Source organism: Edaphobacter modestus (assembly GCF_004217555.1).
Classification (GTDB): Bacteria; Acidobacteriota; Terriglobia; order Terriglobales; family Acidobacteriaceae; genus Edaphobacter; species Edaphobacter modestus.
The window spans coordinates 2,815,450-2,831,871 of the sequence record NZ_SHKW01000001.1 but is presented as its reverse complement, the minus strand read 5'-3'; the positions used below and the strand labels follow the sequence as shown (position 1 = coordinate 2,831,871).

Sequence of the window (16,422 nt, the reverse complement as noted above, 5' to 3'; positions counted from 1 at the left end):
GGGATGGCCCGAAGGCTGCCAAAACAAGAGCATGAGATAGACGTTATGGAGTGGCTGCGCGGTCTGCCAAAGGCAGAGTTGCATCTCCATCTTGAGGGCACGATCAAGCCCGAGACCCTGGTGGAGCTAAGTAAACGGCATGACCAAGAGCCTCTCACGCTGGAGGGTGCGGAGCGGCTCTACCAATACGAGAATTTTCTCGGCTTCCTGATGTCGTTCAAAGCCGTGACCGAGCGGCTGAAGGGGCCGGACGACTATGAGCTGATCACCTACAACATGATCCGCGAGCTGGCCCGTCAGGGGGTGGTGCATGCGGAGGTGTATGTCTCCTTCGGCATCATCTTCTTCTGGAAGAAGACCGAGGTGGAGCCTTATGTCGATGCCATCGAACGGGGACGCGAGCGCGGAGAAAAGGACTTTGGGACGTCCGTTCTGTGGATCGTCGATGCGGTACGCCACTTTGGAGTGGAAGAGGGAGCCCGGGTCTTTCGCAAGGCCGCGGAGCTGAAGAAGAAGTACCCAAGCATCATAGGGATCGGAATTGGGGGCGACGAGGCGCGCGGGCCTGCGGATCAGTTCCGGGATCTGTACAAAGAGGCCAAGGACGCGGGGCTGCGGCTGACCGCGCATGCGGGAGAATCGGTTGGGCCGGAGAGTGTATGGTCGGCGATCAACATTGGCGCCGAGCGCATCGGGCACGCGCTGGCTGCTCAGCACGATGCGGAGCTGATTGAGGTGTTGGCACGCAAGCAGATTCCTCTGGAGATTAACATCACCAGCAATATCAGGACGGGATGCTGTAAAGGGTTTGATGAGCATCCGGTGAAGGAGTACTTCGAATCGGGCCTGATGATTACGCTGAACTCCGATGATCCACCGATGTTTGGAAGCAATCTTCTGGGAGAGTATGTACTGGCCCAGGAGAGATATGGCTTCACCCTGGACCAGATGCGCGAGCTTGCGGCGAATGCGGTTGAGGCGAGCTTTCTCGACCCTGCGCGGAAGCTCGCATTGTTGCAGCGGGTGGAACGCTACGGATAAATCGGGGCTTGCCGAGGCAGTCGACGCGGGACCACATCCGATATGTACGCGATAGGCTGGTTACTTATGAACATCATGAAGCGGGATACCGAAAGATTCCAGACTGACGTAATTCCCTGGCGTTGGGAACCTGCGCGGCTCGCTTCCTCTCTGGTCTGACTCTCTCGTTCCTGTCCGTGAACTGTCTCCTGTCACGGCAAAGATTTGCATATCCAGGAGTTTCTGGAACGAGTATTTCACTGAAATCAACTGACTTAGTCTGGTTTCGGTTTGGACATCCGCATGCAATATGTTTGGTGCTCTTGCAATCCATGTATTGCTACGGAGAACCTATGTCTCGTTTCGCTGCAGTTTTTGTCCTGACCGCCTCTCTGCTCGCTGGGGCTTCTGCCTTATCCGCTTCCCCTATCTCCTATTCAAATACGGGAAATGTAGCCCCAACTTCCATTCTCACCGCGGCAAGTACCGGGGACATCACGGGCTATTTCTTCTCCTCGAGCGCTGCCGCCACTGACTATATCCGCCTCGTCGACGTCACCAGTGGGTATACCAGCAGCTACTTCTTCAATAATCACGGTACCGCGGTGGGAAGCGCGCAGAACTTCGGCTTCGTCACCGCGGGCGATATCCTGGTCTTCGAGATCTATAACCAAAACAATAACCAGACCTTCGGCACCGATCCTTCCCGCAACGACGACGGCATCAATCATGCCTACGTAAGCGCGTTCGGCGGCGGGCTGGTAGGAGCAACCGACGTTCCCGTCGGGCTCTTCATAGGGATGGAAGATCTCTCGTCTTCCATCTCCGACCTCGACTATAACGACAGCACCTTTATCGCCACGAATGTAGCCAGTGTGCCCTCGGCTCATGCGCCGGAACCTGGGAGTCTTCTTCTCCTGGGCACCGGTCTGCTCGGCGTTGTAGGCGCGGTTCGCCGTCGTATATCGACGCTCTGATGTTATTGCAAAAACGAAAGCGGCTGGGCCCTGAATCTTCAGGGCCCAGCCGCTTTCGCTGCTCTTGAAATGAGATCGATTAGATGTCCAGGTTCTTCACGTCCAGCGCATTCTCTTCGATGAACTTCCTGCGGCTCTCTACGTCCTCGCCCATCAGAGTGGTGAAGATCTCCTCACAGGCCGCGATATCCTCGAGCTTCACCTGGAGCAGCGTTCTGCGTTCCGGGTCCATGGTGGTCTCCCAAAGCTGGGGAGCCGTCATCTCTCCCAGACCCTTGTAGCGCTGCACCTGGTATTCTTTGCGTCCCTGCTCGATGACGTACTCGAAGACCTCCCGTGCGGTCTTCTTCTCCACGGGGTCCTGGGAAGCCTTGCCTGGGCGCTTGCCCGGCTTCGCTTCGAGCGCCGTTCCCGGAGCGGCGGCTGTCTCCGCCACCCCCTCTTCCGATGCGACCTCTTCAGCCTCTTCGGCAGCGTCGGCAGCGTCGGCCTTCGCACCCTTCTGCGCATACTCGATGACGAACGGCCCCGTGAGCTGCTCGCGAATCTGTGCATGCTTGCCCAGCATCTGCCGGCTCTCCGGCGAAGCGGCAAGCGTCCAGTCGATGGACCGCACGGCACCCTGCGCATCGGTGAAGTTTACGGAGTACATCTTGTGCTCTTCATCGAACTCGACCTCGCTCACGTGCTTGAACTGGTACGTCTTCGCGACGGTTTCGAGCTTCGCCTTCATCGTCTTGAGCTTATCGGGAGCCTCGAAGTCCGCGCGCTTGGCCGGCTCCTTGCCCTCATGGGCAAACAGATCAGCGAATTCGCGCGTAACTCCCTCATTGCGTAACCGCTTCTGGACCTTGTCGAAGAACCCAAGGTAGTCGTTCAGCTGGCCCATGAACTTCGTGAGTGCGGCGCCTTCCAGCTTCGCTCCACCCTCGCCATAGCGAATGACCATGCCGTCGGAGGCGCGCTTGACCATGACGGAGACATACTCGCGGTCGTCCTTGATGTACTGCTCGAACTTGCCCTTCTTGATGCGATACAGAGGCGGCTGCGCGATGTACACATGGCCGCGCTTGATCAACTCCGTCATGTGGCGGAAGAAGAAGGTCAACAGCAGCGTGCGGATGTGCGATCCGTCGACGTCGGCATCGGTCATCAGGATCAGCTTGCCGTAGCGCAGCTTGGTGGCGTCGAAGTCGTCTTTGCCAATGCCGCAGCCCAGGGCTGTGATCATGGCGCGGATTTCCTCGTGGCCCAGCATCTTGTCGTAGCGGGCCTTCTCGACGTTGAGGATCTTACCTTTCAGAGGCAGAATCGCCTGGAACTTGCGGTCGCGGCCCTGCTTGGCGGTTCCGCCTGCGCTCTCACCCTCGACGAGGTACAGTTCGCAGCGATCCGGTTCGCGCTCCGAGCAGTCCGCCAGCTTACCCGGCAAACCGCCGCCGTCCAGCGCACCCTTGCGGCGGGTCAGATCGCGGGCCTTGCGCGCAGCTTCACGGGCCCGGGCAGCGTCGATCGCCTTATTGATGATCTTCTTTGCGACCTGCGGATTCTGTTCCAGGAAGGCGCCCAGGCGCTCGTTGATGAACGCCTGTACCGTACCGGCGATATCCGAGTTCAGCTTGCCCTTGGTCTGGCCTTCGAACTGCGGCTGCGAAAGCTTCACGCTGATCACCGCAACCAGACCCTCGCGCACGTCATCGCCGCTCAGGTTCTCCTTCACATCCTTGAACAGGCCCATCTGCTGGCCGGACCAGTTGATGGTGCGGGTCAGCGCGGCGCGGAATCCCTGGAGGTGCGATCCGCCGTCGACGGTGTTGATGTTGTTGGCAAACGTGAAGATCGTCTCCGAGTAGGCGTCGTTGTACTGCAGCGCGATCTCCATTGCCACGTTATCGCGCTCGGCCTCCATGTAGATCGGCTTTTCGTGCAGCACCTGCTTGCCCTTGTTCAGGTGCTTGATGAACTCCGCGATTCCGCCGACGTACTTGAACTCCTGGTGCTTGCTCTCGCCGGTCTTTGGATCGGTCGTGCGCTCGTCGGTCAGGTGAATCTCAAGACCCTTGTTCAGGAAGGCGAGCTCGCGCAGCCTCTGGGCCAGCGTGTCGTAGTTGTACTCCGTGACGGTAAAGATGGACTTGTCGGGAAGGAAGTGGACCTTGGTCCCCCGGCGCTTGCTCGTTCCCATCTGGCGCAGCTTGCTGATGGGGTCGCCCTTGGAGTAGTCCTGGGTCCACGCATAGCCGTCGCGCCATACCTCGACGTCGAACTCCTCGCTTAGCGCGTTCACGCAGCTTACGCCTACGCCGTGCAAGCCGCCCGAAACCTTGTAGTTGGAGGCGTCGAACTTGCCGCCCGCGTGCAGCATGGTCAGAACCACCTGCACACCCGGCATGGTTTTGCCGTTCACCGTCTTGTTGTCGACGGGAATACCACGGCCGTCGTCGGTCACGGTGATCGAGTTGTCCACGTGGATCGTCACGTCGATCCGTGTCGCATGGCCGGCAAGGGCCTCATCCACCGAGTTGTCGACCACCTCGTAGACCAGATGGTGCAGCCCCTGCTCGCCGGTGGAGCCGATGTACATCGCCGGCCGCTTGCGGACCGCCGCGAGGCCTTCGAGAACCGTAATGTTCTCGGCCGAATAGCCTCCCGTAGCCTTGGGCTCTGCGCTGGTTGCCGTCTTGTCGTCTTCCAAAAGTTCCGTTTCGGTGGGGACTGCCGTAGTTGCCATGTAGCTCCTGAAAAGTGCGGGGAAAACCCTTTCGAAAAACCTCTCGCCCGATTCGCGAAAAGCCGCGTCAATCAAGCACTTCGGGCACGTTTCTGTCGGGTTTTTACGTAGCTTAAGTATAACATGCTCAGGAGGTAAAACAGAGGGGAAGATGGCAGGTGCTTGCGGCGATTCCTGGCTGGGTAAATCATTGATATTGCTATACTTGTAATCGATCGTCCGTGGCGCTTCCGTTCGTGGTTCCTCCTGTCCCCGGCAGCCTGCTGTTCCCCCGGTGGTTCGGGCCTTCGAACCCTCGAAATCCTCGTCTTTCCGGATGGTAAAAGGCCGGGCTACGACGGTGAGCGCCTCCGGAAACGGGCCTCCCGGAGCGCCACCATCCCGGAACAGCAAAATCTCGTATATACTTGGAAGGTTGTCGAAACGCAGCAACCAGTCAGGAACACAATGCCAAAGTTGAAGACACACTCAGGCGCGGCCAAGCGCTTCAAGAAGACCGGTACGGGCAAGTTCAAGCGCGGCCAGTCCAAGATGCGCCATATCCTCACCTCGAAGAAGACCAAGACCAAGCGCCACCTGCGCTCGATCACGCTGGTCTCTGAGGCGGATTCGCCCAAAGTCGCCCGCATGCTTCCTTACGCCTGATAAAGAAAGATCGGACCAGGATCTTTAGTTTTTCAGGCATCAGGAACCGGAAGTTTTCAGATCGAGCCGCTGCAAACAGCAACGGGCCAGTGAATGCGTAAAGGCCCCTGGACGAGCGCAAGCCACGTCCACCGAGATCTGAATGAGCAAAGCGAGTGAAGAGGCCACCTTACCTCCAGCCGCTTTCGTAGTTCGCAGTACAGCAACCGGAGCGAAGTGTGCTCGCGTGGTTTCTATCAAGGAAAACCACACTGCACAAGAACTTCCAGGGGCAAGTCACTGCGAAATACGATCAAACGATGTACGCAAAAGGAGAACTACGATGCCCCGTGTAAAACGGAGTACAAAACGCAACGACCGCCGCAAAAAGATCCTCAAGCGCGCGAGTGGCTACTTCCTCACGAAATCCAAGCTCTACCAGGCAGCCCAGGAGGCCGTCGAGCGCTCCCTGATGTTTGCCTACACTGGCCGCAAGCAGAAGAAGCGCCAGTTCCGTTCCCTGTGGATCGTTCGCATCGGCGCTGCCGCCAAGCTGAACGGCATGAGCTATTCGACCTTCATCGACGGCCTCAAGAAGGCGGGCAACGGTCTCGATCGCAAGATCCTTGCCGACATCGCCGCTAACGATGCCGCCGGCTTCACGGCGCTCGCAGAGCAGGCCAAGGCCGCTCTGGCTGCTGCCAAGTCGGAGAAGGCAGCCGCGTAATCAGTTCTTCTGCAACGAAAGAGGCACGGCCAACCGCCGTGCCTCTTTTTGTGCACGGAAATTAATCTCCAACCAAGTATTCTGTAGCCATGCCGCCCGCCGAAGCTCACGAAGCCCAGAAGCGCCTCCGCTACGACTCCGGCAACTCCGCCTCCGCCTCGGGAGGGTTCGAGTCCTGGGGGCGTTACCCGACCTATGCTGCGAACATCGTTCCTCTGCACTGGCAGAGTGATTTCCCGGCGGTCGCGCAGAATCTTCATAACGGAATCCTTCCTGTCGGGCTCGGCCGAAGCTATGGGGATGTCTGCCTTTTGAAGGATGGGAACCTCCTCGCTACCCCGGCCATGGACCGCATCCTTGCCTTCGATCGCGATACGGGTCTGCTTACCGCGGAGGCGGGAATCTCGCTCGCGCAGATTCTCGATTTCGCCGTTCCCCGAGGATTCTTCCTTCCCGTCACTCCCGGCACGAAATACGTGACCCTGGGCGGAGCCATTGCGAACGACATCCACGGCAAGAACCACCATGTCGCCGGAACCTTTGGCCGTCACGTTCCTGAATTCGAGCTGGTCCGTTCCGACGGAAGCGTTCTTCGCTGCTCTTCTTCCACGAATCAGGATCTTTACTCCATGACGATTGGCGGACTGGGTCTTACCGGTCTCATTCGCTGGGCCACCTTGCAGCTGAAGCCCATCGTCTCGCGCCTGATCGACTATGAAGGGATTCAGTTTCACGGCATCGACGAGTTCCTTGCGCTGACGGAGGCAAGCAAGGAGATCGAATATACCGTCAGCTGGGTCGATTGCACCTCGACCGGCAAGAACTTCTGCCGCGGCGTCTTCATGCAGGGGGATCACTCGACCAGGCGCGCCCCCCTCAAGCCCTCGCCCGAACCGAAGCTGGTCTTTCCGTTCGATGCTCCTGGCTTTGCCCTGAATCATCTCAGTGTGGCGGCGTTCAACACCCTCTTCTTTCATAAGCAGATGAAGAAGAGCGTCGTCACCCTGCAGGACTACGAGCCCTTTTTCTATCCTCTCGACAAGGTTCTGCATTGGAACCGTATGTATGGCAAGAGCGGCCTGTTGCAGTTTCAGTACGTGATTCCGTGGAACAACGCGCGCGCAGGTACGGTCGCGATCCTCACGGAGGTCGCGAAGTCCGGGCTCGCAAGCTTCCTCGCGGTCCTCAAGGCCTTCGGCGACGTGCCTTCTCCCGGAGTGATGAGCTTTCCGCGACCGGGAATCACCCTGGCGCTCGACTTTCCCATCAAGCCCGATAAGAGCTTCCCGCTCTTTGAGCGTCTCGCCGACATGACCCGCGAGTTTGGCGGACGCCTCTATCCCGCAAAAGATGCTGCGATGACCGCGGCACAGTTCCAGGCATTCTATCCCCAATGGGAGCAGTTGGCCCGCTTCCGCGATCCCATGATCACCTCCAGCTTCTGGGAGCGCGTTACCGGAGACCAGCCTAGTTTATGACTCAGAATCAAGCAGCAAACACCTCCCCCACTCAGCGTAAGATTCTCGTTCTTGGAGCAACATCCGGCATTGCGGAAGCCACGTGCCGCATCTGGGCTTCGCAGGGCGCGAGCCTCTTTCTCGTCGCCCGCAATGCCGAGAAGCTTGCCTCAGTTGCCGCCGATCTTCGCGTGCGCGGAGCCAGCTTCGTCGATACGGCGGTCGCCGACCTCGACGATACCGATCGTCATCCCGCCCTGCTGGCGCACGCGGTCAACTCGCTTACCGGCCTCGATGTCGCCTATCTCGCGCACGGCGTTCTAGGCGATCAGGCCAGCGCCGAGCAGGACTTCAACACAGCAGCGCATATCCTTCACACCAACCTGATGGCTCCCGTCTCGCTCCTCACCTGGCTCGCGAACTTTTTCGTACAGCGCCGCTCGGGAACCATCGCTGTGCTCTCGTCGGTCGCCGGAGATCGCGGCCGTAAGTCGAATTACGTTTACGGCTCCTCGAAGGCCGGGCTCTCGGCCTTTCTTGCCGGCCTCCGCAATCGCGTCGATCGCGAAGGCGTTACGGTCCTCACCATCAAGCCTGGGCCGACGAAGACGGCGATGACCTCGGCAATGAAGGGATCGGAGAAGTTCGCGGACGTCAACGCGGTGGCTCGATCGATCGTCAGCGCCGTGGATAAGCGCGTCGATAATCTCTATGTCCCCTTCCAGTGGCAGCCGATCATGTTTGTGATCCGACACATACCGGAGCGCATCTTCAAGAAGCTGAATCTCTGAAGCTGACGAGCCTAGATCTCGAGCTCTCGCAGGCTGATTGTTTTCCTCACCTGCTGCTGCTGCGCCATCTGTTGCTGGCGCGTGGGCGGTGGTAGCTGTTCCGGCAGCTGGGTTGCTTTTTCCACGAGAATCGACCAGTCTTCGGGCACGGGAAGCTCATGATCGAGTCCGGCGGAGGGCTGGCTCGGCGTCACTCGCACTGCAACCGTCAGCTCGCTCGCAGCGTGGCCCCGAAACATGCCGCGGGTTGGCGGAACGTCGGCGTAGTCGCGGCCGATTGCGGTGCGGATGTGCCGCTCGCCTGCGACCAGCCAGTTCGTCGGGTCAAACCCCACCCAACCCAGCTGAGGCAGAAGGACCTCAATCCACGCATGGGTGGCTGAATGGAGCGAGCGGTCGTGATCGGCCAGGCCGTGGTACAGGTAACCGCTCACATAGCGGCAGGGAATCCGCAGCTTCGAGCGGATCAGCGCAATCATGATGTGCGCGAAATCCTGGCATACGCCGGCCCTGGTCTCAAGTGCCAGATCGATGGACGAATCGACCTTGGTCGACTTCGGTTTGTAGTCGAAGTATTCGTAGATCTGCTGGTTCAAGTGGTGCAGCACCATCAACGGATCGTCCCGTCGGCGAACGTCCAGCTGCGTGGCCAGCGCCTCGAGGGCGCCGGTTGGTTGCGCGAACTCGCTGGGAAGCAGCATCTCCCAGTAATCGCCCTTCTCCACCATGGCATCGAGTTCGGTCCACGCGTCTGGAGCAAGAAACGATGGCATGTGTCCGGAAGGCTGCGCCTCTACGAGAGACTCCGCGACGATGACGAGCTGCGGATGCATACCGGGAATGTCGAAGTGATGCACATTGTTGGCAAGATGATCCCGATAGCTGAAGACGCGACAGCGCGGGCTGACCGAAAGATGAAAGGTGAGGCAGCGCTGGTTCTGGTCGCTGCGCGGATGCATCCGCGTCTCCATCATGCTCTCGCTCACCGGCTCGCTGTACAGGAACTTCGTGAGATGGCGGATCGAGTAGTGCATGGTGGAGCCTCCTTTAGCCAGCCAGAGCGATCTGGATCGAGTAATCGACGTACAGTTCGTAGATGGTGTTGTGGATTGCGCGGCACTGCGCCTGAATGTTTCGCAGCACCGAGACCACGTCCTGGCTCAGGATGTCGTCGATGCTGCTGAAGCTCAACATCGCGTGCAACCGTCCCGCGAGCCGATGCAGCGGTTCGGCGCGGTGCTTTCCACTCTCGCTCTGAATGGCTTCCAGCGCGCACTGCAGGCTATCGATCGCGAAGCGGAGCGAATGAGGAAATTGCGGGTCGAGCAGAAGAAATTCGAGAACTCGATCGGGAGTCAGGTCGGCGGTGTAGACCTTGCAATACGCCTCGAATGCGGTGGCAGAACGAAGCAGGCCCATCCATTCCAGATATTCGTTGCCCTCGGGTATGCGCTCCGGGTGGACCCAGAGGTCTTCGTGATACGCCTCCAGCAGTATCGCAGTGGCTGAAGCACGTTCGATGAACCGCCCGACCTGGATGAACTGCCATCCCTCTCCGTGGCTCATCGTCGAGTCTGTGATGCCCTGAAACTGATGGATGGAATCCATCACCAGTTGCAGAAATTCGGCCGACTCAATTTCGGCTTCAATATGTGGCCTGGTCACCTGAAGGTAGAGCGAGTTGAGCCTTTGCCATTGCTCAGTCGAGATCTGCTCGCGTACGTGCCGCGAGTTTTCGCGTGCGGCGATAATGCAGTTTACGATAGACGCTTTGTGATCGAGGTCGTGGGAGAGCGTGCGCGTCAGCGCATAGGGATCGCCATTCCATTCCACATCGCGGGGACTTCCGAGCGCGTGCAGTACCCTCTGCCAGCGATGTTCTGAACTGGTCGAGGACTCATCGAGCATCAGGTTCAGGTTCACATCCAGCAGGCGGGCCGTGTGCTCGGCACGTTCGAGATACCGGCTCATCCAGTACAGGCTATCGGCAACACGTGAAAGCATCGGCACCTTCCTTCAATGGCTCAGCACCCATGTATCTTTGCTTCCTCCGCCCTGGGACGAGTTCACCACCAGGGAGCCCCGCGTCAGCGCAACCCTGGTCAATCCCCCGGGCACAACCGTTACCTTGTCCCCGTATAGAACGTAGGGCCGCAGATCGACGTGTCTCGGCTCAAGCGAATCCTCGACAAGGCATGGTGCGCGCGAGAACGAGATCGTCGGTTGCGCAATGTAGTTTCTCGGATCGGCTTCAATCTTGCGGGCGAACTCCCCTCGCTCGGCTGCGGTCGATTGCGGCCCGATCAGCATGCCGTAACCGCCGCTTTCGCCCACGGCCTTGACCACCAGCTTGTCGAGGTTTGCAATCGTGTGCTGCCTCTCGCTGGGGCGAGTCATCAGGTAGGTTTCGACGTTCTTCAGTACCGGTTCTTCGGTCAGGTAGTAGCGAATGATGTCGGGAACATAGGCGTAGAGCGCCTTGTCGTCGGCAACGCCGGTTCCGAAGGCGTTCGCCAGGGTCACATTGCAGGCGCGATAGGCGTTGAAGAGACCGGCGACGCCAAGGATAGAGTCGGGGCGATACGCCAGCGGATCGATGAAGTCGTCATCGACACGGCGGTAGATCACATCGACGCGCCGCAGGCCGCTGGTCGTGCGCATGTAGACGATGTTGTCATGGACGACCAGGTCGCGACCCTCGACCAGCTCGATGCCCATCTGGCGGGCGAGGTAGGCGTGCTCAAAGTACGCGGAGTTGAAGACCCCCGGAGAGAGCAGAACGATGTTCGGCTCCGGCCTTCCTTCCGGCGCGAGCGAGCGCAGTGTACTCAGAAGCAGTTGCGTGTACTGCTCGATGGGGCGCACGTTGTAGCTGTGGAAGAGCTGCGGGAAGATGCGCTTCATGACACGGCGATTGGTCAGCATGTAGCTGACGCCGCTGGGAACCCGCAGGTTGTCCTCAAGCACAACAAACTCGCCGTTCTCCAGGCGTATCAGGTCGGTTCCGCAGATCGCGATGTAGATGTTTCGCGGTACCTGCAGGCCGATCATCTGACGGCGATACTGCTTGCAGCTGAAGACGATCTCGCGCGGAACCACTCCATCCCGCAGAATATGGCCTTCGTTATAAATGTCTTTGAGGAAGAGGTTGAGTGCGGTGATGCGCTGCATCAGGCCGTGCTCGACCTTGCTCCACTCGGCCGCGGTGATGATGCGGGGAAGAAGGTCGTAGGGGAAGATCTTCTCGGTGCCTTCCTGGCGGCCGTAGACCGTGAAGGTGATGCCTTGATTCAGAAAGCTGAGATCGGCAGCCTGTTTTCTCCGCTGCAATTCATCGGCGGACAGCGAAGAGAAGTGGTCGAGCAGCAATTCATAGTGGCTGTGGAGCTCGCCCGGTCGAGCGAACATCTCATCGTAGGCATGGTCCAGCAGATAGTTGTTCCTTGCGATCTGCGCGAACTGCATCGATGGATGTTGGGCCATGAGGAGTTTGAGTATAGCGGCAGCCTGCTCAGGGGCCAAATACAATCCTTGCCGGCGGATTATCTCTCGAGCCGATGCCCGTCTTTGCTGAAGTAGCTCAGCTGGCGCCGGTAGCAGCGCTGTTTCTCGAGATCGAAGGCGATGCAGGAGTCGAAGGGCTTCGAATAGACGTGCAGGCTGATGCAACCGGTTGTGCCAGCGTTTTCAATCTGGTGGATCGTCTGGAGCTTGTCGACTGTCACCATTCCTGTGCCTTCGGCGCAGTTGATGGTACGAACCTTGTCGATCTCCAGCTCGGTGGCTCCGCCCAGGCAATCGATGTTGACCACGTTCTGGTTTTCCGGAGCATTGCAGTGAGTGTGATGATACTCGTGCGTAAGCACTTCTCCCTGCGAGACCGTCATCCAGCCGAGCTGGCCGTTGTGGGTATGGATGGCGGTCTTCTGTCCGGGGGACCAGCAGATGGTCATTACCTCGAAGAGGTCGTCGCGATAGATGAGGTTACGGGTGTAAAAGCTGTCGCGCCACCAGGTGTAGTCGTGAAGGGCTTCGGGGCGCAGCGTAGTCGCGCCCATGTAGGCTGCGATCCTGTCCTTGGTAATCAGGTCCCGCTCCAACTCGCGTAGTCCGGCGATGAAGTCCGCTACGCTGGTCCGAAGCGGGTGGGTACAGGCTGCGATCTCTGGGCTCGACATGGGCTTGCTCCTTGGGCTGAGCTTCTTCTCTATTATCTCGCGGGAACGAGGCTGGTTTTGCGTGTTTTTACGCTGTGTTCTTCATCCGGACGCCCTTCTGCGCTGTTCGAACGCGGCATCTGCGGTAAACTAAGGAAACACGCGCATTTTCAGTCGTTCCCATCCTTGAAAGCGCCAAAAAGACAGGACATCTACCGCAGTGAGCCAGCAGCCGATCCGTAACATCGCCATCATCGCCCACGTCGACCACGGCAAGACCACGCTCGTCGACGCTATGCTCCGCCAGTCAGGCACCTTCCGCGCCAACGAGGCCGTCACCGACCGCGTTATGGACTCCAACGATCTTGAAAAAGAGCGCGGCATCACGATTCTGGCCAAGAACACCGCCATCCACTACGTGGAGACGAAGATCAACATCGTCGACACGCCGGGCCACGCCGACTTCGGCGGCGAGGTGGAGCGCGCTCTGAAGATGGTCGACGGTGTCGTGCTTCTGGTCGATGCCTCTGAAGGTCCGCTGCCGCAGACGCGCTACGTGCTTTCGAAGGCGCTCGAGGCCAAGCTGACTCCGATCCTTGTGATCAACAAGATCGACCGTCCCGACGCTCGTCCGCAGGAGGTGGTGAACGAAGTCTATGACCTGTTCATCGACCTGGATGCCGACGAGAATGTGCTCGACTTCCCGATCATTTACACCAACGGCAAGGCAGGCACGGCGACCATGGACCTCGCGCAGCCGGGAACCGACCTGAAGCCTCTGTTCGACCTGATCGTGAACACGATCTCTCCGGCGAAGGGCGATCCCGAGGGCTCGCTGCAGATCCTGGTGACGAACCTGGACTACTCCGATTACCTCGGCCGTCTGGCGATCGCGCGCGTCTTCAACGGCACGCTGAAGACCGGCCAGGAGGTTGCGGTCTCGAAGACCGATGGCTCGCTGCAGAACGTCAAGATCTCGAAGCTGTTCAGCTTCGATGGTCTGAAGCGGACAGACATTACCGAGACGGCGATCGGCGATATCGTTGCGATTGCCGGCGTTGCGGGCATCACCATCGGCGAGTCGATCACGAATATCGAGAATCCCGTTCCACTGCCGCTGATCAAGATCGACGAGCCGACGATTGCGATCCAGTTCTCGGTCAACAACTCTCCGTTCGCGGGACGCGAAGGCCAGTACGTCACCAGCCGCAATATCAAGGAGCGGCTTGACAAGGAGCTGCTGACCAATGTTTCGATTCGCGTCGAGGACACCGGATCGCCCGAGACCTTCAAGGTGCTGGGACGCGGCGAGCTGCAGCTCTCGGTGTTGATCGAGATCATGCGTCGCGAGGGGTTCGAGCTGATGGTCTCGCGGCCGGAGATCGTTACGCGCCGGATCGACGAGAAGCTGATGGAGCCGAACGAGCACCTGACGGTCGACGTTCCCGAGAACTTCGTGGGAACTGTGATCGAGCGGCTTGGACCGCGCAAGGGCGAGATGACCAAGATGACAAATCACGGCTCCGGCCGTGTGCGCATGGAGTTCATGATTCCGTCGCGCGGTCTGATCGGTCTGCGCTCGGAGATGCTGACCGAGACCCGCGGAACGATCATCATGAACTCGATCGCGGACGGTTACGTTCCCTACCAGGGCGAGATTCCGCAGCGTCCGTCGGGCGCGCTGATCTCGGACCGCAGCGGCACCACGACGACCTACGCTCTGAACGGGCTGCAAGATCGTGGAATCCTCTTCGTCGGCGATGGCACCGAGGTCTACGAGGGCATGATCGTCGGCGAACACTCGCGCGACAACGATCTGGACGTGAACGCGGTTCGCGAGAAGAAGCTGACGAACATGCGCGCGTCGGGCTCGGACGATGCTCTGCGGCTGGTTCCTTACAAGGAGCAGACGCTGGAGCAGTCGATCGAGTTCATCGCGGACGATGAGCTGGTTGAGGTGACTCCCAAGTCTTTGCGGCTTCGGAAGAAGGTGCTGCAGGCGAACCGGCGTCCTCGTAAGGGGCAGCAGGTCGAGTAGGTTACCCCCCCGTGGGGGTGCAGGTTGCAACCTTCTTGTTTTCAATATTTTACGCCATTAAAATGGCGTAAAATATTGGATTGAGAGGGTTTAACCATAAAAATATTGATTCAAAAGGACTTGAGGAAAAGGCCCGTGTGAAAATCCGGGCCTTTTCTGTGTTTAACTCCCTTGTAGAGAGTTGGGTGGGGTAAATCGGCAACTATATTCCCTTTGTTTTGTGCTGTTTCCGCGAAACTGGACTTGACAGCATTTGGGTGCGGTCTCTAGCGGTGGGAAAGAAGTGGGCGACCAGTTTTGACGCTTTGATGGTTGCCGACCTATTGTTATGGCGAGCTTTTTCCTGCATACGATTCTGATTTCAACGATGAGTCCGCGATCTTCGGGCGCGGAAGAACGGGAGTTTGTTCATGAGGGTAAAGCAGGCGATTCCTGCCGGCCTGGTTGGGGCTTCGTGCGCCGCCGTTGCGGCTTCGTTCGTCGCCGTTGCGGCTTCGTTCTCCGTTGCGGGCTGGACCGCGAGCGCGTGGGCTCAGACCCAGACCCCGCCGGTGGTGGTGGCAGGGGTTCCGGTGAACTACGACGAGGCGAAGGTGGGGACGTATACGCTTCCCGATCCGCTGGTGCTGAAGGACGGCACGCCGGTGAAGGACGCGAAGACGTGGGTCAAGAAGCGGAGGCCGGAGATCGTCTCGATCTTCGAGACTGAGCAGTATGGCGTGGCCCCGGGGCGTCCGAAGCACGAGAGCTTCGAGATGATTGAGAAGGGAACACCAGCGCTGAACGGAAGGGCTATTCGCAGACGGGTGGATGTTCATCTTTCGAGCAAGCCGGGTTCGCAGGTGATTCACCTGGTGGAGTATCTTCCGGCTGCGGCGAAGAAGCCGGTCCCGATGGTGTTGTGCATCAGCTTTACGGCGCCTTCGAGCTCGGTGGATGACCCGGGGCTGCCGATCGGCGAGGTGTGGGACGCGAAGACCCATACGAAGATTCCGGCGAATAAGGCGCGCGCGTTCGGCAAGTTGAGCGTGGAGCCGGTGCTGGATGCGGGGATTGGAGTGGCGACGTTTTACTACGGTGATGTGGAACCGGACTATGCGGAGGGCTTTCCGGACAGCATTCGCAAGGACTATCTGAAGGCGGGCGAGAGCAAGCGCGGGCCAGAGGACTGGGGCTCGATTTCAGCGTGGGCGTGGGGGATGAGCCGGGTGCAGGATTATCTCGAGACGGACAAGAGCGTGGACGCGAAGCGGGTGGCGATTCACGGTGTCTCGCGGCTGGGCAAGACGGTGATGTGGGCGGGAGCGCATGACGAGCGGTTTGCGGCGGTGATCGCGAGCTGCTCCGGAGAGGGAGGAGCGGCGCTGAGCCATCGCAACTATGGCGAGACGATCGAGCACCTGACGGCGCCGACGCGATATCCATACCAGTTTGCGGAGAACTACGGGAAGTGGGCGGGGTTCCCGGACAAGGCTCCCATGGACGCGAATATGCTGATTGCGCTGATCGCGCCGAGACCGTTGCTGCTGCAGACCGGCAACACGGACTCCTGGTCGGACCCGAAGGGGGAGTTCCTGGCGGCTGTTGCGGCAGGGCCGGTGTATAACCTGCTGGGCAGGGATCCGTTGGACACGGAGACGTGGCCGGAGGCGAAGCAGCCGATCCTGCATGACCTGAGCTACTACATGCACGACGGCGGACATGGGATGGTGCCTCCGGACTGGGGCGTGTACGTGGACTTTCTGAAGATGCATCTTCATCCGGAGAAGTAGGCCGTCCGGATACGGGCTCGGGCGTCGATCCCGGTGGCTGAAGCGGCGGGCTCCCTGTAGCTGCGGTTCCTTGTCCGTAGATCCCTGTCCGTAGATTCTTGTCTGTAGAATCGATGTTCGCCGGAGGC

13 protein-coding genes are annotated in these 16,422 nt (G+C 59.3%); 8 read left to right on the top strand and 5 right to left on the bottom strand.

Annotated features, from left to right (window positions below; all coding sequences use genetic code 11):
* The first annotated feature begins 3 nt into the window (after positions 1-3).
* Positions 4-1,041, top strand: a complete 1,038-nt coding sequence (gene add / locus BDD14_RS11920) for an adenosine deaminase (RefSeq protein ID WP_130419003.1) — start codon at positions 4-6, stop codon at positions 1,039-1,041.
* A gap of 332 nt (positions 1,042-1,373) precedes the next feature.
* The gene (locus BDD14_RS11915) at positions 1,374-1,997 is read left to right on the top strand and encodes a PEP-CTERM sorting domain-containing protein (RefSeq protein ID WP_165420036.1); all 624 of its coding nucleotides are present in this window, start codon (positions 1,374-1,376) and stop codon (positions 1,995-1,997) included.
* Positions 1,998-2,076: 79 nt separating this feature from the next.
* On the opposite strand, the gene gyrB is transcribed toward BDD14_RS11915, so the two are convergent.
* Positions 2,077-4,728 (bottom strand): DNA topoisomerase (ATP-hydrolyzing) subunit B, encoded by a 2,652-nt coding sequence (gene gyrB, locus BDD14_RS11910; protein ID WP_130419001.1) that lies wholly within the window; start codon positions 4,726-4,728, stop codon positions 2,077-2,079.
* 447 nt (positions 4,729-5,175) lie between these two features.
* Between gyrB and rpmI the strand changes: the two genes are divergently transcribed.
* The 4 genes from rpmI to BDD14_RS11890 all read left to right on the top strand — a co-directional run bounded on the left by rpmI (position 5,176) and on the right by BDD14_RS11890 (position 8,327).
* Positions 5,176-5,373 carry a 50S ribosomal protein L35 gene (gene rpmI / locus BDD14_RS11905; protein WP_130419000.1) on the top strand — a complete coding sequence of 66 codons (198 nt, stop codon included), beginning with the start codon at positions 5,176-5,178 and terminating at the stop codon, positions 5,371-5,373.
* A 322-nt stretch (positions 5,374-5,695) separates the two neighbouring features.
* On the top strand, positions 5,696-6,079 hold the full coding sequence (gene rplT, locus BDD14_RS11900; protein ID WP_130418999.1) for a 50S ribosomal protein L20: 384 nt from the start codon (positions 5,696-5,698) through the stop codon (positions 6,077-6,079).
* A gap of 89 nt (positions 6,080-6,168) precedes the next feature.
* Positions 6,169-7,557: an FAD-binding oxidoreductase gene (locus BDD14_RS11895; protein WP_130418998.1), complete on the top strand. Its 1,389-nt coding sequence runs from the start codon at positions 6,169-6,171 to the stop codon at positions 7,555-7,557.
* A complete protein-coding gene (locus tag BDD14_RS11890) occupies positions 7,554-8,327 on the top strand; it encodes an SDR family oxidoreductase (RefSeq protein ID WP_130418997.1) in 774 nt (257 codons plus the stop codon). Before BDD14_RS11895 ends, BDD14_RS11890 begins: the two co-directional genes overlap by 4 nt.
* An 11-nt stretch (positions 8,328-8,338) precedes the next feature.
* Here BDD14_RS11890 and BDD14_RS11885 read toward each other — a convergent pair whose 3' ends face one another.
* The 4 genes from BDD14_RS11885 to BDD14_RS11870 are packed head-to-tail and all read right to left on the bottom strand — an operon-like array spanning position 8,339 to position 12,505.
* Complete coding sequence (locus tag BDD14_RS11885; RefSeq protein WP_130418996.1) at positions 8,339-9,361, bottom strand: transglutaminase family protein; 1,023 nt, start codon at positions 9,359-9,361, stop codon at positions 8,339-8,341.
* Positions 9,362-9,374: 13 nt separating this feature from the next.
* Positions 9,375-10,331 (bottom strand): alpha-E domain-containing protein, encoded by a 957-nt coding sequence (locus BDD14_RS11880; protein WP_130418995.1) that lies wholly within the window; start codon positions 10,329-10,331, stop codon positions 9,375-9,377.
* A 12-nt stretch (positions 10,332-10,343) separates the two neighbouring features.
* Positions 10,344-11,810, bottom strand: a complete 1,467-nt coding sequence (locus BDD14_RS11875; RefSeq protein WP_130423014.1) for a circularly permuted type 2 ATP-grasp protein — start codon at positions 11,808-11,810, stop codon at positions 10,344-10,346.
* Positions 11,811-11,869: 59 nt separating this feature from the next.
* A complete protein-coding gene (locus tag BDD14_RS11870) occupies positions 11,870-12,505 on the bottom strand; it encodes a cysteine dioxygenase (RefSeq protein WP_130418994.1) in 636 nt (211 codons plus the stop codon).
* A gap of 199 nt (positions 12,506-12,704) precedes the next feature.
* On the opposite strand from BDD14_RS11870, the gene typA reads away from it, so the two are divergent.
* Together typA and BDD14_RS11860 are read left to right on the top strand one after the other, a co-directional pair.
* Positions 12,705-14,522, top strand: a complete 1,818-nt coding sequence (gene typA / locus BDD14_RS11865) for a translational GTPase TypA (RefSeq protein ID WP_130418993.1) — start codon at positions 12,705-12,707, stop codon at positions 14,520-14,522.
* Positions 14,523-14,932: 410 nt separating this feature from the next.
* Positions 14,933-16,294: a glucuronyl esterase domain-containing protein gene (locus BDD14_RS11860; RefSeq protein ID WP_207231722.1), complete on the top strand. Its 1,362-nt coding sequence runs from the start codon at positions 14,933-14,935 to the stop codon at positions 16,292-16,294.
* The last annotated feature ends 128 nt before the right edge of the window (positions 16,295-16,422 follow it).